21 protein-coding genes are annotated in these 17,190 nt (G+C 43.1%); 17 read left to right on the top strand and 4 right to left on the bottom strand.

The genetic code is table 11. The features are described from left to right. Positions 1-57: 57 nt before the first annotated feature. Complete coding sequence (gene gltS / locus IQO02_RS18925) at positions 58-1,284, bottom strand: sodium/glutamate symporter (protein ID WP_010432457.1); 1,227 nt, start codon at positions 1,282-1,284, stop codon at positions 58-60. 314 nt (positions 1,285-1,598) lie between these two features. After that, the gene (locus tag IQO02_RS18920) at positions 1,599-1,955 is read right to left on the bottom strand and encodes a YibL family ribosome-associated protein (RefSeq protein WP_010432454.1); all 357 of its coding nucleotides are present in this window, start codon (positions 1,953-1,955) and stop codon (positions 1,599-1,601) included. A 244-nt stretch (positions 1,956-2,199) separates the two neighbouring features. Here IQO02_RS18920 and IQO02_RS18915 point away from each other — a divergent pair, with 244 nt between their 5' ends. Continuing rightward, positions 2,200-3,021 (top strand): DUF4344 domain-containing metallopeptidase, encoded by an 822-nt coding sequence (locus tag IQO02_RS18915; protein WP_010432449.1) that lies wholly within the window; start codon positions 2,200-2,202, stop codon positions 3,019-3,021. A 104-nt stretch (positions 3,022-3,125) separates the two neighbouring features. Here IQO02_RS18915 and IQO02_RS18910 read toward each other — a convergent pair whose 3' ends face one another. Then, positions 3,126-3,512, bottom strand: coding sequence for a tautomerase family protein (locus IQO02_RS18910; protein WP_010432446.1), 387 nt, complete (start codon positions 3,510-3,512; stop codon positions 3,126-3,128). 323 nt (positions 3,513-3,835) lie between these two features. On the opposite strand from IQO02_RS18910, the gene IQO02_RS18905 reads away from it, so the two are divergent. The 16 genes from IQO02_RS18905 to IQO02_RS18830 all read left to right on the top strand — a co-directional run bounded on the left by IQO02_RS18905 (position 3,836) and on the right by IQO02_RS18830 (position 16,566). Further along, positions 3,836-4,456 carry an LON peptidase substrate-binding domain-containing protein gene (locus IQO02_RS18905; RefSeq protein WP_010432444.1) on the top strand — a complete coding sequence of 207 codons (621 nt, stop codon included), beginning with the start codon at positions 3,836-3,838 and terminating at the stop codon, positions 4,454-4,456. A 110-nt stretch (positions 4,457-4,566) separates the two neighbouring features. After that, a complete protein-coding gene (locus tag IQO02_RS18900; RefSeq protein WP_010432441.1) occupies positions 4,567-5,214 on the top strand; it encodes a sigma-70 family RNA polymerase sigma factor in 648 nt (215 codons plus the stop codon). After that, positions 5,207-5,929, top strand: a complete 723-nt coding sequence (locus IQO02_RS18895) for a ChrR family anti-sigma-E factor (RefSeq protein WP_102282478.1) — start codon at positions 5,207-5,209, stop codon at positions 5,927-5,929. The genes IQO02_RS18900 and IQO02_RS18895 overlap by 8 nt, the downstream gene beginning before the upstream one ends. A gap of 175 nt (positions 5,930-6,104) precedes the next feature. Further along, positions 6,105-7,052 (top strand): YbgA family protein, encoded by a 948-nt coding sequence (locus IQO02_RS18890; RefSeq protein ID WP_010432435.1) that lies wholly within the window; start codon positions 6,105-6,107, stop codon positions 7,050-7,052. Next, entirely contained in the window at positions 7,049-8,479 is a 1,431-nt protein-coding gene (gene phrB / locus IQO02_RS18885) for a deoxyribodipyrimidine photo-lyase (protein ID WP_102282477.1), read from the top strand. The genes IQO02_RS18890 and phrB overlap by 4 nt, the downstream gene beginning before the upstream one ends. A gap of 14 nt (positions 8,480-8,493) precedes the next feature. Beyond that, entirely contained in the window at positions 8,494-8,925 is a 432-nt protein-coding gene (locus IQO02_RS18880; RefSeq protein ID WP_016766898.1) for a nuclear transport factor 2 family protein, read from the top strand. Continuing rightward, positions 8,925-9,656: an SDR family NAD(P)-dependent oxidoreductase gene (locus IQO02_RS18875; RefSeq protein ID WP_102282476.1), complete on the top strand. Its 732-nt coding sequence runs from the start codon at positions 8,925-8,927 to the stop codon at positions 9,654-9,656. The genes IQO02_RS18880 and IQO02_RS18875 overlap by 1 nt, the downstream gene beginning before the upstream one ends. Before the next feature lie 2 nt (positions 9,657-9,658). Beyond that, positions 9,659-10,930 carry an NAD(P)/FAD-dependent oxidoreductase gene (locus IQO02_RS18870; protein ID WP_016792749.1) on the top strand — a complete coding sequence of 424 codons (1,272 nt, stop codon included), beginning with the start codon at positions 9,659-9,661 and terminating at the stop codon, positions 10,928-10,930. After that, positions 10,927-11,733 (top strand): DUF1365 domain-containing protein, encoded by an 807-nt coding sequence (locus IQO02_RS18865; protein WP_016766895.1) that lies wholly within the window; start codon positions 10,927-10,929, stop codon positions 11,731-11,733. The genes IQO02_RS18870 and IQO02_RS18865 overlap by 4 nt, the downstream gene beginning before the upstream one ends. Before the next feature lie 118 nt (positions 11,734-11,851). Continuing rightward, positions 11,852-13,132: an SAM-dependent methyltransferase gene (locus IQO02_RS18860; RefSeq protein WP_010432426.1), complete on the top strand. Its 1,281-nt coding sequence runs from the start codon at positions 11,852-11,854 to the stop codon at positions 13,130-13,132. Beyond that, entirely contained in the window at positions 13,110-13,631 is a 522-nt protein-coding gene (locus tag IQO02_RS18855; RefSeq protein WP_016766894.1) for a DUF2878 domain-containing protein, read from the top strand. Before IQO02_RS18860 ends, IQO02_RS18855 begins: the two co-directional genes overlap by 23 nt. Positions 13,632-13,634: 3 nt before the next feature. Further along, positions 13,635-14,258: a chalcone isomerase family protein gene (locus IQO02_RS18850; protein ID WP_016787504.1), complete on the top strand. Its 624-nt coding sequence runs from the start codon at positions 13,635-13,637 to the stop codon at positions 14,256-14,258. Then, positions 14,255-14,797: a DUF3833 domain-containing protein gene (locus tag IQO02_RS18845; protein ID WP_016766892.1), complete on the top strand. Its 543-nt coding sequence runs from the start codon at positions 14,255-14,257 to the stop codon at positions 14,795-14,797. Before IQO02_RS18850 ends, IQO02_RS18845 begins: the two co-directional genes overlap by 4 nt. A 264-nt stretch (positions 14,798-15,061) precedes the next feature. After that, positions 15,062-15,325 (top strand): hypothetical protein, encoded by a 264-nt coding sequence (locus IQO02_RS18840; protein ID WP_010432418.1) that lies wholly within the window; start codon positions 15,062-15,064, stop codon positions 15,323-15,325. 214 nt (positions 15,326-15,539) lie between these two features. Further along, complete coding sequence (locus IQO02_RS18835) at positions 15,540-16,214, top strand: SDR family NAD(P)-dependent oxidoreductase (protein ID WP_016766890.1); 675 nt, start codon at positions 15,540-15,542, stop codon at positions 16,212-16,214. 112 nt (positions 16,215-16,326) lie between these two features. Continuing rightward, positions 16,327-16,566: an RNA recognition motif domain-containing protein gene (locus IQO02_RS18830; protein ID WP_010432413.1), complete on the top strand. Its 240-nt coding sequence runs from the start codon at positions 16,327-16,329 to the stop codon at positions 16,564-16,566. 139 nt (positions 16,567-16,705) lie between these two features. Here the strand turns inward: IQO02_RS18830 and IQO02_RS18825 are convergent, their stop codons facing one another. Next, a complete protein-coding gene (locus IQO02_RS18825) occupies positions 16,706-17,050 on the bottom strand; it encodes a ribosome recycling factor family protein (protein ID WP_016787125.1) in 345 nt (114 codons plus the stop codon). Positions 17,051-17,190: the final 140 nt, after the last annotated feature.

Here is a 17,190-nt window from a genome sequence, read left to right as displayed (position 1 = left end):
GCTTTCTTGTATTCATCTTGGTGCGATTAGCTCATCGCATTTAAGCAAGGACGAACATTAACCGATAAACGAGATGTAACCTTGAAGGATGATCAGGTTAACGATATCGATAAAGAAGGCACCAACGATTGGCACAACCATGAAGGCTTGTGGCGACGGACCGAATCGGTTCACCAAAGAACCCATGTTCATTACCGCTGTTGGTGTTGCACCTAGGCCGAAACCACAGTGACCACCCGCCATAACCGCTGCGTCGTAGTTAGAACCCATTACTTTGAACGTCACAAAGTAGGAGAAGATACCCAGCACCACAGCCTGAACCGCAAGGATAACCAAGAACGGAATCGCAAGGTCAAAGATGTTCCAAAGCTTAAGGCTCATTAGCGCCATAGCTAAGAACAGTGATAATGACACCGTGCCCAGAATATCGACCGTTTCGCTATCGGTTTTATGCAGCTTAGTGACTTCAAAAACATTTGTAATGAATACACCAATAAACAACGCATAAACGAAGTCAGGGATCATCAACCAAGAAATTTCAAAGGTCGCTACCCACTGCTCTAGGTATTTCGCGCCCGTGATACAGATAAGAAGAATGAACAATACTTCGATCACCTTCTTCGCGGTCACTTTGTCTTCTTCGTACTCATTGTAAGTAACGAGTTCAGGGAAGCGTTCGTGCGTTTGCGTGCCAGTACCGTATTCAGATTCAAGTTGGTTCTTATCAATCAACTTTTGGGCCACAGGGCTACCGATGATGCCGCCAATAATCAAACCAAAGGTGGCTGAAGCCATCGCAATTTCTAGAGTATTGGCAATACCGAATGTGTCTGAAAACGTCTGTGACCAAGCTGCACCGGTACCATGACCGCCAGATAGCGTAATAGAGCCTGCAATCAAGCCCATCAAAGGTTCAAGACCAAGGGCTGTGGCTAATGTCACACCTACACCATTTTGGATAATGATGTAAATCGAAGCGACCCCTAAGAACAGAAACACCTTTGCACCACCTTTCATCAACTGGGTGTAGTTAGCAGCAAGGCCAACAGTCGCAAAGAACATCAACATGAAGGTGTTCTGCAATGGCAAAGAGAACTCTAGGTCAACGCCGTTGAAGTGTAGGGCAGTAATAGCAAAAGCGACGATCAAACCGCCGACGATGGGCTCAGGGATATTGTACTTTTTGAGAACCGGTAGCTTTGCATTTACAAAATGACCTAGAAACAAAACGCTAATTGCGATTAGGAAAGATTCTAGTGGCCCTATTGAAATTAATTGATTCATATAACCTCTATTGTTTTGCGTGCTCATCTTCCCTAATGAGTCTGGTTTTGTCTGTAATTATGTGTGCTGCTCTACCTGTGCTATGAGAATGGGTAAGAAATTGTGGATGAGAAAACCAGCGCATTGCTGCGTTCACTCCGTACCATGTTAGTAGTACGTTAACTTTTAAGTAGAGAGCGACGGTTTTGTGATAACAATCAATCTCCAAAAGTATAAATCGACAGCAATGATACTGCTGCTCAATCTCTTTTTGAATACCTAAAAAAGCAAAAAGGAGCCATTGCTAGCTCCTTTTTTATTACCATTGCTGGTAATTAGAATTTTTTCGGGGCATACCCTGTCATAACCTCAATGCGAAGCTCTTTACCAATCTTCGTCATTGGGTGAACAATCACTAATCCTTTTACAGACTTTTTCAATTTGCCCATATCCGCTTGCTCAGCTTTTGTAATTTCACGGCTAAATGGCATATCAATCAGCGACTTACGCTCTTGATTCACATCGAAGCTTTCTTTGTGTTTAAGCTGGGCAATTTTCTTAGTTAGCTTCTTAATCTCATCTTCAAATTGACGAACAACAGGACGATCATTACGAGTTTTAGCAGCCGCTAACTTGTTGCGACACTTGTCTAGACGGTTGTTAATTTGTTGAAGTTCGTTTTTAACACTCATAATAATTTCCTAAGATTAAACAAGCCAATTCGGATTGGGGCGCGGAGTATAGCACAAGGCTTTACCTGAACCGAAATTTATCTGACAAATAGCCAATCGAATCAAAGATAACCTAAACTGATTACCACTCGATAATCATTCTAGAATAGATTAACCCTCGATAAGTGATGTTTCACTCGTCTGTGCCACTCACCAAAAATCCAACGGCAAAAAGAACTTAGTGCCAACCACATAAGGATCTACGATGACATTCATTAAACTCGTGCAGAAACGAGCACTAACCTACAGCCTAGCCATTGGCTCTGTGTTCGCCACAACTTATGTGTCTAGTGAAACATCCCGTGTCAATACGCTACCTGATAACCTTATTGTTGAGTACTCGACACCTAAGACTGAGGCAGAACAACAGATCAAAAAAGAGATTCAACTTAGTGGCGTCAACGACACCGTGATTGACCTATCCAATCAGCTCTTCATGTTTAATAACCCATTAACCATTCAATATGGCAACGAAGACGGTCCACTCTACGATCCACAAACGCATCAAGTGCTCATCCCTTATAGCTTTTATGCTGAATCGTTAACTTACTTTGAAAAGAATCAGTACGAAAAAGAGTACGGGAAAACGGCACAAACTGGAGCTATCGATACCTTACTTCACACCCTACTGCACGAAGCTGGGCATGCTTACATAGAAGATCAAAAAATTGCTATTTTGGGGAAGGAAGAGGACGCCGTTGATAACCTCGCTACCATCATGTTGCTCAACTATGTAGAACACGGCGGAGATGCCGCAATTAGTGCCGCTGACATGTTTGCTTTCGAGTCAGAAGACCGTCCTGAATATTACGATTTAGGTGAATACATTGATGAACACAGCTTTGATCTCCAACGTTACTTCTCTACTCTGTGTTTAGTATATGGAAGCGACCCTGAAGCTTATAAAAACTTACTCGATGACGTGGAAAATGACTACCTAAAAAATAGAAAAGAGTTCTGCGTGGAGCACTTCGATGTGATTAACGCGAATTGGCATCAGTATTTGAAAGAGAGTAGTGAGGGTTAGTTAAAGACCTAAAGAGACAAAAAGCCGAAAGTTCTACAAAAGAGTTAGAGTTAAGCGAGCGGCCTAGAAACCAATTCTGAAGCCGCTATCAAACAGGGTTAAATCTAGACTTTTACTTTATACTTAAGGTCTTGAGCTTCATCACCGGTCATTCCTCGGAATCCCCAACAGTGCGATGGCTGCTCTTTAATGGTGATTTCGATATCAATAGGAGAGATAGAGAGTTGCTTTTCTATTTCGGAGAATATTTTCTTAATCAGACGCTTTTTAGTATTTACCGCCCGACCTTCCATCATGTTGATTTCGATAACCGTGTATGCGTCGGTTCTACCCTCTGGGTAAAAGAAGTCATCCCTTTCCAACGGCACAAACCGATGGGCTCGCTTGTCATCGGGCAACCCCATCTCACTGTTTAAGCATTGCTGCAACACGTTAGATAGCTGCAACTTAATTGGATTTAAGCACTCTTTGATACCATAAATAACAATCATGACCATTCCTTTGATGTGATGTTAGGTAAAGAAGAACGTTAGATAGAAGGACCGCTTGGCTGCTATCCACTCGCTTACTATTTGTTCATATATTACCTAATGACGTCAATGAAAGAAGGTTAAATCAATGAATTTATGAACAGGTGCAACAAAAAACATAGGGTTCGATTTTTCACTCAGTCACTCCTCCGTGAGATATCGATCAGACCTCAGTAAAGTAGCTATTCTAGAAACGCTCAGAGGTACTCATTACAACAAATTGATCGAACACCAGAAATACCCCGTATATCTGTTCACATTAAATTTGAACTAAGGAGTACTATGTGCCGAACTCACTCAACAAGACCACACAGACAAAAGACGAATTAGAAACACCTGTAAAGTCTTCTCCAGAACTCGCCGTGTTTCCTCTCCCCATCTTTCTTTTGCCTGGAGGCCGACAAAGATTACGCATTTTTGAGCCTAAGTACCTTGCCATGGTCGCTCAAGCGGCACAGGGGGATGGTTTTATTCTCGCCACTCAAGACAATTCAAATTCAGAACACCATAGTTACTGGGGAACAAAAGTTTCTATTGTCGATTTCAATATGTCTGATGATCAAATTTTAGAAATCGATGTCGAGGGACAAGAGCTTGTCCAACTTCATTCGTCTTTTCGTTCTCAAGACGGTTTAATTAAGAGTAGATTTAGTTCAATGCCTCACTGGCCTGAGCTTGAGTACAAAGTCCCTAATGTGGTAACAGCGTTCTTGGTGCAACTGTTTCGCGACCACGACTCAATCAGAAACCTCTACCCGACCCCTGATTTTGAGAGCTCACAATGGATATGCGCTCGGTTGCTTGAGATAATGCCTATCCCTATAGAAAAGAAAACAAAATTCACTGAGCCAACCAGCTTTCCATCACTAGTTCCTTTTTTGAATCAAATCATTACGGGGCAATAAACACTTTTATTCACTATAATTTTGTATAGTAGAAATTATTTTAATTAAAAGTGATCCCTCTCCTCTTTAACCACGTAATGCCAATCAAATTCGAACAGCGGTAATTTGCTATGCAAGTGGAAAGCAGAAGTTTAGGGATAGGCAAGGAGCAAGTCATTATTCCCGACAATAACTCACCTACCAACAACAAAGTACCTACAGAGCTCTCAAGCTGGCTAATTTTGGTTGGTACAGACCGAGACAAGCAGGCTTTTACCTGTTTGTTCAAATTCTTCGCTCCGAAGATAAAACGTTTTGGCATTAACAAGTTAGGTAGCGAAGCCGCGGCTAACGAGCTAGTTCAAGACACTATGACCAATGTGTGGAAGAAAGCACATCTTTACAACCAAGAGAAAGGTGCAGCGACCACTTGGGTTTACACCGTGATGCGAAATGCTGCCTTCGACATGTTGAGAAAGGTCAAAGCAAAAGCAGAACAAACGATCGCCGACGACATTTGGCCAATTGATGCGATGGTGGCCGAGTCTCAGAATGAAGAATTGCCTTTTGGTGATCATTTGATGAGTCGTCACGTAATGACTCAAATTGAGAAGCTGCCTCTAGCTCAAAAAACGATTGTCAAAGGTGTGTATTTTCAGGAGCTATCTCAAGAACAGCTCGCACAACAACTCGGCGTTCCGCTCGGAACAGTGAAATCGCGACTAAGACTCGCTTTAGCCAAACTCAAGGTTCACATGGGGGACCAAAGTCATGATTAAACATCATCCAAACGCAGCAATGTTGAAAGACTTTGTCGATGGCACTCTAGCCGATTCAGTTTCCTTGATCGTATCAAGCCACGTTGAACTGTGTGAACACTGCCAGCAACAAGTAAATCAATTGACCGCAGAAGCGGCAAATAATGTTTTTTATGCAGAAGAATCGGGTCAACGCGTGTTGTCAGAAGATCAATCATTCTCTAACGAAGAAATAGATTTGGATATAGAAAAATTCCTGTCCGAAAATAGTGATTTTGATTTCGAAGCTATAGCGCAGATAACATCCGATCCATCTCAATCAGTTGAGGTGACACCTGAACTGCAGAAAGTAACCATCGCCGACACCACGTTCACTATTCCAAGAGCATTGAGTTCGGTGACAAGAAAAGATTGGATGAATTTAGGAAAAATTTCGCGAGCGAGATTGGATTTTGATGACGAGGCACACCACACGAGTTTGTTACACATCGACAAAGATGGAAAGGTACCTTGCCACACTCATAAGGGCTTCGAGATCACACTACTTTTAGAAGGTAGCTTCGAAGATGAAATGGGCGTCTACAACAAAGGTGATTTCATCTGGTTGGACGGTAATCATACTCATCAACCAGCGACCAAAGAAGGTTGTGTTTGTTTGACTGTTTCGAGTGATGCGCTTTACTTCACAAAAGGTGTAAGCCAGTTATTCAATCCACTCGGCAGGTATATCTATTAATCCAGTTGCACGCTATAAATATACAGGATGGCATTAAGCCATCCTGTAAATCGTTAATATCACTGGATTAAAACATCGACAATATTGAGACTTGAAAACAACTTGGCTCAGTAAGTACGATTAGCAATGTTGAAATATAATAAATAGCTCAGAGCAAGAGCAAAGGAGTTGGCCAATGGAAAAGAAAATTAAAATAGGTATCAGCGCATGTGTTGCAGGACACAAAGTACGCTTCGATACTGGTCATAAACGCTCTCGTTTTTGTACAGATGATCTTGCAGATTATGTTGAGTTAGAACCTGTATGCCCAGAAATGGCAATCGGCCTTCCAACGCCTCGTCCTACTATTCGCCAAACAAGAATGTTAGATGACGTCATCCATGTTTCTCGTCCTGATGGTTCAGGCGATGTGACCAACGAACTTATCGAGTTCGGACAAAACTACTCGAAGGCCAATCAGCACATTGCTGGTTTCATTGTTTGCCAAAAAAGTCCTACCTGCGGTATGGAGCGAGTAAAGATTTATCACCACCACGGTCGCGGTTCTGAATCGACAGGTGTCGGCATGTTCACCCAACAAATCATGGATGGTAACCCTTTACTTCCTGTTGAAGAGAATGGCCGCCTCAACGACCCAATTCTACGTGAAAACTTCATGACACGAGTTTTCACTTATCAAAAGTGGCTGGATCTTGTCGACGAGGGCGTTACCAAACACAAATTGATTCAATTCCACAGTGCGCACAAGTATTTGGTGATGTGTCACCACGTTGAAGGGTACAAGAGCCTTGGCAAATTGCTAGCTGGCAATGAACTTGAAATTGATGAATTAGCAAACCAATACATTGAAGGGTTGATGACCGCATTATCTCATCACGCGAATCGCGGTAGCCACGCTAATACTTTGCATCACTTGCAAGGTTACTTTAAAAAACAGCTGAGCAGCGCTCACAAACAAGAACTCACCAATCAAATTTCATCATTCAGAGAAGGGCTAGTTCCTCTGTTAGTCCCATTAACCTTGATTAACCACTACTTGATGGAATACCCAAACGAGTACTTAGAATCACAGGTTTACCTGAACCCTCATCCACAAGAACTTAAACTGAGATACGGATATTGAGCGACATTCTATGGATAAGACGAGATCTGCGGATTCACGATAACCCAGCGCTCGTCGCGGCAGTTGAAAACGGTGTAACTAACGCCGTTTTCATCTCAACCCCGCAACAATGGCAACAACATGATCTCGCACCAATAAAAGCTGATTTTATTTATCGCCATCTCAAGCAACTTGAATTGCAGCTTGCTGAATTTGGGATAACTTTGCTGCATCTGAAAGCGACCGACTTTGACGACCAAGCCGCACAACTCACTCGTTTATACAATGAGCTCGATGCCAAGTGTGTTTACACTAACTCTGAGCCTGAAGTAGACGAGCAGTTACGTGACAAACGTTTAATCGCTAGCGGTATCAAACTGAAAATGACCGACTGCGACACCATTCTTCCCTTGGGCAGTGTTTTGAATAAACAAGGCGAGATGTTCAAAGTTTTCACGCCATTCAAAAACGCCTGGTTAAAAGAAGTGCAAGTCAAAGGGATCCAGTGTAGCCCAGCTCCAATCATACAAGCAGAGCCTACACAGACCGAGCGTCTTAACACCCAGTTGTCTGGCGATCTTACTCCTCATAAGCTTTCTGATGAGTACGACTTTGACTTTCCGCGTGTTGATTCAGATCGTTGGCCACTAAGCCAAGATGTACTAAATAGCGTGATCCCAAACTTCTTAGCCAACAAAGTTAACGACTATGGCAAATTTAGAGACATTCCTTCGATCAAAGGAACCTCTGGCCTGTCGCCATACTTAACGATTGGTGCGGTCAGTCCGCGCTGGCTAGCGATTCAGCTGATTCAACAACAGCCCGATTTGTTGTTTGATACTCGACTGCCCGCTTTTTCTTGGCTCAATGAATTGATTTGGCGAGATTTTTACAAGCATTTAATGTTCCACCATCCTAGACTGGTTAAAGGTGCTAACTTTCAACAGAAATATAATGGCTTAGATTGGTATCAAGATCACCCAAGTTTCAAAGCTTGGTGTGAAGGTAAAACTGGCTATCCATTGGTTGATGCGGCAATGCGTCAATTGGTTGAGACAGGTTGGATGCACAACAGATTGAGAATGGTGGTGGCGAGCTTCCTTACCAAACACCTGTTGATTGACTGGCGCTGGGGAGAGAGATTTTTTATGTCGCACCTTATCGATGGCGATTTTAGTGCGAACAACGGTGGCTGGCAGTGGGCTTCGAGCACTGGTTGTGATGCTCAACCTTACTTTCGAATTTTCAATCCAATCACGCAAAGCGAAAAGTTTGATCCAAAAGGAATTTTTATTCGTAAGTACATACCAGAGCTGCAAAAAATTCCGGATAAGCATGTGCACTTCCCGCATGACTACATCAAGAAAAACGGAATAAACAGTGAATACTGGCAACCCATCGTTGAACACAAAGAAGCACGATTGAGAGCCTTAGCCTTTTTCAAATAATTAGAGTGTAGATTATGGATAACTCTCTCTGGCTTAATAACTTTCTCAACATGTATCAAGAACTCGGAACAGACAGTTTCGACATACTAAGAACGGTTTATCACTCTGATGTCGAATTCCAAGATCCGCTGCATCACGTCAGCGGAATTGATGAACTAACCCATTATTTTGAGAACATTTATACACAAGTGACAAGCTGTAACTTTCATATCGAGCACGCCTTTGAGGCAAATAATGAAGCGTCAGTATATTGGACCATGCAGTTTTCTCACAAACAGCTGAACGGTCAAAAACCAATCGAAGTGCAAGGGCACAGCCACCTGAAAATGCTCGACGATCAAGTGGTCTATCACAGAGACTATCTCGACGTTGGCGCTATGCTATATGAACATATCCCAGTGTTAGGCTGCGCGATCAAATCCATCAAGAAAAGAGCGAGCCGCTAATGCGTATTATGATTACTGGCGCGACCTCAGGTATCGGCCAATCACTGTCCAAGGACTATGCCCAGCAAGGACATCAAGTCATCGCTTGCGGACGTAGCGCGGAAAAGTTACAGGCTCTCGTTGATTCTCACGAGACAGACCTGTCCCATCCGTCAATTACGCCACTCTGTTTTGATTTAACTGATTACCATAATTTCCCAGAACTCAACCAAAATGAACCTCTCGACCTGTTGATTTTGAACGCCGGAGACTGTGAATACATTGATGACCCAATTAACTTTGATGCCGAGCTATTCGAACGTGTTATCAATATTAATCTGATATCAATCGGTTATTCGCTTAAGTCGTGGTTAAAAAACATTAAGCCTGGTGGTCGCTTGGTACTAGTCAGCTCAAGCGCCAGTTTTCTCCCTCTACCCAGAGCAGAAGCTTATGGCGCTTCAAAGGCGGCACTGACGTATTTAGGAAGAACCCTGTCGGTTGACCTAGCAAAACACAATATTCATGTCTCAATTGTGCATCCAGGCTTTGTTGAGACACCACTTACCGAGCGAAACTCTTTCTCTATGCCTATGATTATTAGTAGCGAAGCTGCAACTCAGAGAATTGTAAAAGGTATTGCTCAAGGAAAGAGTGAAATTGATTTCCCAAGACGATTCATTATGTTGATGAAGCTACTCAGAATGCTTCCAACTTCAGTTTGGCAAAAACTCGCTTCAAGGATGGTATAACAATGAAGAAAATCGCCATTATAGGTTCAGGTATTTCTGGACTGACTTGCGCACACATATTAGATAAACACCACGACGTAACGGTTTTCGAAAAAAATGACTACGTCGGTGGTCACACCGCCACGGTTGATATTGAACATCAAGGCACGGCGTTTTCAATAGATACTGGTTTCATCGTTTTTAACGACAGAACCTATCCAAACTTTAACCAACTGCTTGAGCAGTTAGGCATAGAAAGACAACCAACCGAGATGAGCTTTAGCGTCCATAACACGACGACTAAGTTTGAATACAACGGCCACAGCATTAATTCGTTATTCGCTCAAAGAAGCAACATTTTCAAACCTCAGTTCTGGTCTTTAGTCTCCGACATTCTAAAGTTCAACAAGCTGTGTAAAGCTCAGTTCGAAAGTAACAAATTCACGCCTGATGTAACCCTTGGCACTTTCCTACGCGATAACCAGTTTTCAGATTTTTTCAGCCAGCACTATATTCTTCCAATGGGTGCCGCTATTTGGTCCACAAGCTTAAAAGAGATGGAAGAGTTTGAGCTTAAGTTCTTCATTCAATTTTTCTATAACCACGGACTATTAGATATCGCGAATCGCCCTCAGTGGTATGTGATTCCTAAGGGTTCTCGCTCTTACGTGGAAATTATCCTTTCACGCTTGAGCAAACCCGTCGCTTTGAACACATCGATTAAGCAAGTGACTCGCCAAGAATCAGGTATAACGATTGAATTCAAAGATGGCGGCACTCAAAATTTCGACGAAGTGATATTTGCATGTCACTCAGATCAAGCGCTACATTTACTCGGCGATGCGACAGAGCAAGAACAACAGGTTCTAGGGGAGATCCTATACAGCCGTAACGAAGTAGTTCTGCACACAGATACTCGCTTATTGCCAGACAGAAAACTGGCTTGGGCAAGTTGGAACTACATGTTGGATGGCGACAGTAAAAGGCCAGCCTGTGTCACTTACAACATGAACATTCTGCAAGGTATCGAAAGTCAAGACACCTTCTGTGTCACCTTGAATCAAAGCGAAGCCATCGACCCAGAAAAAATCATTCGCAGCTTTGTTTATCATCACCCGGTACTGAACTCGAACACGGTAGAAGCTCAGCACAAGCGCGAACAGATCTGTGGCAAAAACCAGACTCACTTCGCCGGCGCGTACTGGTATAACGGGTTCCACGAAGATGGTGTCCACAGTGCTCTCGATGTAACCAAACGCTTTGGCTTAGATTTGAGTACGAGTTCAACACTATGAACACTCACACCTTAACACCCGAAATGGGCATCGCATCCGAAAAGAGTGAAGAGCTCAGCGGTATCTATTGGGGTAATGTCAGACATCGCCGTTTTGGTGATATCACACACGAGTTTAGCTACCAGCTTTACATGATGGGGTTAGATCTTGACGAATTGCCCCAAACCACAGCGCGCAGTCCGCTGTTTGGGACTCAGTGGTACAACCTGATTCGCTTTGTCGAATCGGATTATCTCGCTGAAAAAAAAGAAAATCTCACGAATGATGAACCAAAATCACTCAAGCAACGTATAGCCTCCAAAGTACAACAACTTGGTGGAGTTTGGTCAGATTCAAATCGTGTAACGATGTTAGCCCAGTGCCGTTGTCTAGGTATCTATTTCAGTCCAATCAACTGTTTTTTCTGTTATGACGATACTGGCGATTGCAAATACATGTTGGCCGAAGTGAGTAATACACCATGGCGACAACGACATTATTACCTCATCGACATGCATCAAGAATTAAAAGTTAAGAAAGAGTTTCACGTTTCGCCGTTCATGGATTTAGACATGACTTACTTTTGGAAAATTAAGCCACCCGCGAAACGGACATTAGTACACATCGAAAGCCGCCGAGACGATAAGCTTTTCGATGCAACACTAGCACTGACGAAACAGTCAGTAACGAAGAAAAATATTAGACGGACGTTATTAAAAGTTCCGGCAATGACGATAAAGATCGTGATGGGAATTTATTATCAGGCTCTCAAACTATTCCTGAAAAAGGTACCGTTTATAGCGCACCCAGATTCAACATCTTAAGCGCTTAAAAAGCAATTAAATGACAACAAGGCAATTAGAATTGAGTTATCTCAAACCGACGAGCAATACTCAATTTTAGTTGGCCGAAAAATTAGAATGAGTTCTCAGCGAGGTTGACATGGAACAGCTTGCAAAACAAAACAACAATATTGAACATCAAGCTAAAGCCGTTGCTGTTTCGAGCAACTGTAAATATCGTGCTTTAATATTCAAAGTTCTTGAGCGTCTGCAATTTGCGACTCTTGAAGTGATTGAGCGTGACCAACATTCAGTGTTCGGCGACAGAGAAGCAGACCTCAAAGGTCAAATCGTCATTCATGATGCTACTTTTTTTAGAGACGTTGTCATCAACGGTAGTATCGGCGCTTCAGAAGCCTATATTGACGGTAAATGGACAAGCCCTGACCTCACACACGTTATTCAGATCATGGCTCGAAACCAAGCGCAGCTTGACGAACTAGACGACAAAACTCAGTGGATCTCTCGCATCAAAAACCTGTTGTTGCGTCGTAAGAATGTGAACACTGAACAAGGCTCTAAAAGAAACATACTCGCACATTACGATATCGGCAACGAACTCTATGAACGCTTCTTAGACAGTTCAATGCAATACTCTTCGGCTATCTACAGCAAGGAAGCGGAGACCTTATCTAAAGCTCAGCAGAACAAAATGAAGACCATTTGTGAACGGTTAGAGTTATCGGAATCCGACAGTGTCGTTGAGATTGGTACGGGCTGGGGTGGCTTAGCTATTTTTATGGCTCAACATTACGGATGCCATGTCACTACAACCACCATATCAGATGCGCAACATGAGCTCGCGGAGCGGAGAGTAAAAGCGCTCGGTTTAACGGACAAAATCACCCTACTTAAAGAGGATTACCGCAACCTCTCTGGCGAATACGACAAACTCGTATCGATTGAAATGATCGAAGCCGTTGGTCATGAATACCTGCAAACTTTCTTTGAAAAGTGTTCTTCGCTGCTAAAGCCTTCGGGAAAAATGTTAATTCAAGCGATTACCATCGCCGACAGTCGTTATGAAAAATATCGCAAAGGCGTCGACTTTATTCAGAAATACATATTCCCTGGCGGTTGCTTACCCTCTGTTTCAGTCATGACTCAGCATCTTGCCACCAGCACTGATCTTGTGGTTCAAGAGATCGATGATATTGGCTTGCACTACGCTCGAACGCTAAGCGATTGGAACATCGCCTTTGAAAACAGCTGGGACGAACTTGAATCTCTCGGATATTCAGAAGAGTTCAAGCGCTTGTGGATCTTCTATTTCTGCTACTGTGAAGGTGCATTCAAAGAGCGAGTAATCAGCACTCACCATTTAGTTGCAAGAAAACCTCGTTACTTTGGAGCGAAAGATGAAACGGTTTTGGATTATTAATCTCGTTCTGTTTCAAGCGACCTGGGTTTGTAGTGCGTTTTTTACCGCGCAAGCCCCGTTCGTGACCCCATTGATCGTGGTGGTTCACTTCCTTCTTTCTCCAACCCGCAGAAGCGACCTCAAAATACTCGCTTTATTACCGTTAGGGCTGTTGCTTGATAGCTTCTTACTTCATTTCGGCGTGTTTGCAGTCGACTCAGAGATTGCTAATCAATCTTGGTTTCCTGTGTGGCTTATTTGCCTGTGGATCATGTTTTTAATCAGTTTCAATCACAGCCTAAATTGGCTTTTAAAATGCTCGAAAGTGATCTTGTTTGTCATAGGGTTCGTAGCAGGTACTAGTAGTTATTGGGGAGGTATCAAAGCAGGTGCCCTCATTACTACTTGGCCAGATGCTTGGGTGCTTGCCGCCCTTGCAATAAGTTGGGGGATTTTGTTGCCCTTACTGGTGGCCGCCTACTCCAACTTGGTCCAACCTAAAATGGCAACAACGAGGTGATTTATGGCTTATTCACGCAAACCGACGCAAGCGTTCAGACCAGAGAGCGATAGCAGTCGCGTTCGTATTCATCCAGGCTCGTTTGCTCAAACCAGCTCTCAAAACCGGTCAAACCCGCAAACTAACAATAAACTGCTCAGCTTAATCGCCTTAGCGTTAGTTTGCGCTGCACTCCTTTTTACCGGAAATTCGAAAGCTTCTGCCGTCGATGATTTGAATAAGCGTGGTCAAGGCGAGATGAGTTACCTGTTTTGGACACTTTACTCGGCCGAGTTCTACACCACACCCTCTAATTCGGAGCGAGCGTTAAAAATTGAGTACTATCGATCTATTGATAGTCAAGACTTAGTAAATGCAACCAAAGATCAGTGGAGTAAACTTGGTTACTCTAGCAGTAACATTCAGCGTTGGTTGAAACCGTTATACGCAATGTGGCCGAACGTTGAAGAAGGAAGCACCCTAACCATCCGTGTCGCTGAAGATAATGTGAGCCGTTTTTATTTCGATGAACAACCTATCGGCACCATACAAGACAAACAATTTGGCGAGGCCTTTCTGGCGATTTGGCTCTCTGAAAACACATCCGAGCCGCTTCTACGCAAGCAACTTTTAGGTTTGAATAAATGAATCCAAAGACAAAAATATTAAAATTCACCCTAGCTATTTTGTCACTCACTTGGCTAGTCGGCTGCGGTTCGGCGAGTTTAGATAATCACGCAAACACCACTCCAGAGCTCAAGCTTGAAACCTTTTTCAACGGTGAACTTAAGGCCTATGGCATGGTTCTCGACCGTTCGGGCGATTTATTGCGACGCTTTGATGTCAAACTCATCGCCACTTGGGAGGGTAATAACGGAGTAATCAAAGAGTGGTTTTTTTTCGCTGATGGCGAGCGTTCAACTCGAGTATGGAACCTAATCAAGACCGGAGAAAACACGTATACCGGAACGGCCAATGACGTAGTTGGTACCGCTTATGGTGAAACTCAAGGTTCAGCTCTATATTGGAAATATGATTTAGAAATTGAAGTAGACGGCAGCACTTATGAAGTAGTCTTGGATGACTGGATGTTCTTAATGGACGAAAAACGCTTATTTAACAAAACTGAAATGTCCAAATTCGGTTTCAAAGTTGGTGAAGTGATCTTATACATTGAGAAGATTTGATTAACCCAATTTTAGGTTCAACAGAGTTTATCTGACATTCCTATAAGCCAACAAGCACCATCCAGTCCTTACAAAAACCACAGCCTACAACATTAAATTGTAGGCTGTTTTGTTTAATCCCTCGAATAGCGTATCTGCAACATCAAGTCTCTGTGCTAAGATGCGCCACCAGCACACAAATAGGCTAGACTCACACACAGCAGTTCCTATTTGTTTCGCTAAGTGTAGATTCCCTACCATGATTAATTGAAAAGGCTTTAAAGCATGAGCAAGTTGACCTCAGCGGAGCGTAAAGCTCGCGACAATGAACGTTTCTCACAACGCGTAAACGACCGCAGAGAAAAAGGCGAAGACGTAGTTGCTTACGCATTGACCAACAAAAAAGCTGTAAAATTCCTGACTAAGTCAGAGAAAAAACGTTTCAACGAAACGAGAGCAACGCTTCAAGAAGAGAAGCGAGTTAAAGAACAAGAAGAACTAAACCGAATCGAAGACGCATTCACGATCAAACAGTTCGACGAAGAATAATCACGGCTGATTACTCAAAAGCGCTGGCTCAATGCCGGCGTTTTTACTTTCTAGCTCTGCTTCATCATTCTGCTCCTCCACTTTCACTATTCTGTAATCTCGATCTATCGTAAAGACTATCAACGAAGCTATCCGTCAACTTTGGCCATAGATCTCAGAAAAACTCAGCCTAGCCCCTTACTATCTCGAATCAACTCTACAAATTTAAGACAGTATGATTTTAATTACCGGATCAAGCAGCGGATTAGGTGCAGCTCTAGCGAAACAATATGCGAGCTCTACAACAGACGCTCAACGCGTAGCCATTACAGGTCGTAACACGCAACGTTTAGCTGAAGTGGCGAAAATTCTGCCAGCGAATACCATTAGCCAAACCTGTAACTTATGTGACCCGCAATCAGTAAGCGATTTGTTGGATGCGTTACCTGAAACACCCAAACTGGTCATTCACAGCGCAGGCAGTGGATACTTCGGTAAGATAGAGCAGCAAGACCCAACCACAATCAGCGATATGCTTAAAAACAATATCGAGTCTTCAATCTTTCTGATTCGAGAAATGGTTAAACGCTACAAAGAGCAACCTGTCACCATAGCTGTAATAATGTCGACCGCAGCGCAAGGAGCAAAAGCGGAAGAATCAACTTACTGCGCGGCCAAATGGGCAGTAAAAGGCTTTATCGAATCGGTTAGGTTGGAACTAAAAGGTCACCCGATGAAAATCGTTGCCGTTTATCCTGGAGGAATGGCGACCGAGTTTTGGGGAACGAGTGGCAAAGCGATGGATACCTCAAGCTTTATGACAGCTACAGAAGCCGCTCAGATGCTGCAACAGGCGTTAACCAGCACTGAGCATGGGTATATTTCAGATGTCACAATAAACCGCGGCTAACACGTAAACAGAGAAGCGAATAGCTAAAGAGTTACATTCGAGTAATTATTTGTGAGGGTGAGCATGAAAGTGTGCGACAATGCTCGGCGTAAATTCATATTCAAGGTTTATTATGAAACTTCTAGTTCGTAACCTATCACGCTCTACTGCTGAGCAAGACATCCGTGTTCTATTTTCTGAGTTTGGCTCAGTAAAAGAGTGCAGCCTAGTTTTAGACCAAGAAACTGGTGAATCTAAAGGCTTTGCTTTTGTTGAAATGCCAGAGCACGAAGAAGCTAAAGCAGCACTAAACAAGCTAAACATGTCAAAGCTTGGCAAAAACACGATTCGTGTAAAAGTGGCTAACTCTTAATCGAGTAGATGCTTTGTAAGCCCTACGGCTTAACTGCAACACAAATGATAAAGCCTGTAACGATATTGCGTTGAAAAACGTAATATCGTTACAGGCTTTTTGCTGACCGCAAATCTCTTTTCATACGATTCGAATATGCCTACAGTCCTTCATGTTCATCAATAGCACGTCTTGCCTCTGCCATTGAACATCCAGATTCCATAATCAACTGAGCCACAGTCATTGAGGGTGTCGCGACCAACAGAGATGCCAAACATACCACTGGTTTAGGCAGTACTTTGTCGATTGCGATCGCTATCCAACCGTCTTTTTCGTGGGTTAACATCGTTTTAAACTCAACGAGCTGACGCTCTTGAGCGACCAACATCCAATTACGCGAACGACGAACGCGTTTTAACTGACATCCACACTCTGCAGCATTGGCCATCAATTGGCTCTTATCACTCACACGATGTACAAAACTATTCAATGGGACGCTAAACATAACTCTCTGATAACCAATCCATTCCTACCATTCAAAAGCTCTCTACCTATCTCTCCGAACTTTTTAACTGTTACTCAATAAACCGCACGTAGGATTACACAGACACAAAAAAACCGCCAGTGGTGCACTAAGCAGCCTGG

Source organism: Vibrio sp. OPT24 (assembly GCF_015163545.1).
Lineage (GTDB): Bacteria > Pseudomonadota > Gammaproteobacteria > Enterobacterales > Vibrionaceae > Vibrio > Vibrio cyclitrophicus.
The sequence above is the reverse complement of the archived record's forward strand: the minus strand, read 5'-3'. Positions and strand labels throughout refer to the sequence as shown.

Excerpts from the sequence above, each read along its gene's own strand:
- gltS (WP_010432457.1), bottom strand. The coding sequence starts at position 1,284 with ATGAATCAATTAATTTCAATAGGGCCACTAGAATCTTTCCTAATCGCA.
- IQO02_RS18920 (WP_010432454.1), bottom strand. The coding sequence starts at position 1,955 with ATGAGTGTTAAAAACGAACTTCAACAAATTAACAACCGTCTAGACAAG.
- IQO02_RS18915 (WP_010432449.1), top strand. The coding sequence starts at position 2,200 with ATGACATTCATTAAACTCGTGCAGAAACGAGCACTAACCTACAGCCTA.
- IQO02_RS18910 (WP_010432446.1), bottom strand. The coding sequence starts at position 3,512 with ATGATTGTTATTTATGGTATCAAAGAGTGCTTAAATCCAATTAAGTTG.
- IQO02_RS18900 (WP_010432441.1), top strand. The coding sequence starts at position 4,567 with ATGCAAGTGGAAAGCAGAAGTTTAGGGATAGGCAAGGAGCAAGTCATT.
- IQO02_RS18895 (WP_102282478.1), top strand. The coding sequence starts at position 5,207 with ATGATTAAACATCATCCAAACGCAGCAATGTTGAAAGACTTTGTCGAT.
- IQO02_RS18890 (WP_010432435.1), top strand. The coding sequence starts at position 6,105 with ATGGAAAAGAAAATTAAAATAGGTATCAGCGCATGTGTTGCAGGACAC.
- IQO02_RS18880 (WP_016766898.1), top strand. The coding sequence starts at position 8,494 with ATGGATAACTCTCTCTGGCTTAATAACTTTCTCAACATGTATCAAGAA.
- IQO02_RS18875 (WP_102282476.1), top strand. The coding sequence starts at position 8,925 with ATGCGTATTATGATTACTGGCGCGACCTCAGGTATCGGCCAATCACTG.
- IQO02_RS18870 (WP_016792749.1), top strand. The coding sequence starts at position 9,659 with ATGAAGAAAATCGCCATTATAGGTTCAGGTATTTCTGGACTGACTTGC.
- IQO02_RS18865 (WP_016766895.1), top strand. The coding sequence starts at position 10,927 with ATGAACACTCACACCTTAACACCCGAAATGGGCATCGCATCCGAAAAG.
- IQO02_RS18860 (WP_010432426.1), top strand. The coding sequence starts at position 11,852 with ATGGAACAGCTTGCAAAACAAAACAACAATATTGAACATCAAGCTAAA.
- IQO02_RS18855 (WP_016766894.1), top strand. The coding sequence starts at position 13,110 with ATGAAACGGTTTTGGATTATTAATCTCGTTCTGTTTCAAGCGACCTGG.
- IQO02_RS18850 (WP_016787504.1), top strand. The coding sequence starts at position 13,635 with ATGGCTTATTCACGCAAACCGACGCAAGCGTTCAGACCAGAGAGCGAT.
- IQO02_RS18845 (WP_016766892.1), top strand. The coding sequence starts at position 14,255 with ATGAATCCAAAGACAAAAATATTAAAATTCACCCTAGCTATTTTGTCA.
- IQO02_RS18840 (WP_010432418.1), top strand. The coding sequence starts at position 15,062 with ATGAGCAAGTTGACCTCAGCGGAGCGTAAAGCTCGCGACAATGAACGT.
- IQO02_RS18835 (WP_016766890.1), top strand. The coding sequence starts at position 15,540 with ATGATTTTAATTACCGGATCAAGCAGCGGATTAGGTGCAGCTCTAGCG.
- IQO02_RS18830 (WP_010432413.1), top strand. The coding sequence starts at position 16,327 with ATGAAACTTCTAGTTCGTAACCTATCACGCTCTACTGCTGAGCAAGAC.
- IQO02_RS18825 (WP_016787125.1), bottom strand. The coding sequence starts at position 17,050 with ATGTTTAGCGTCCCATTGAATAGTTTTGTACATCGTGTGAGTGATAAG.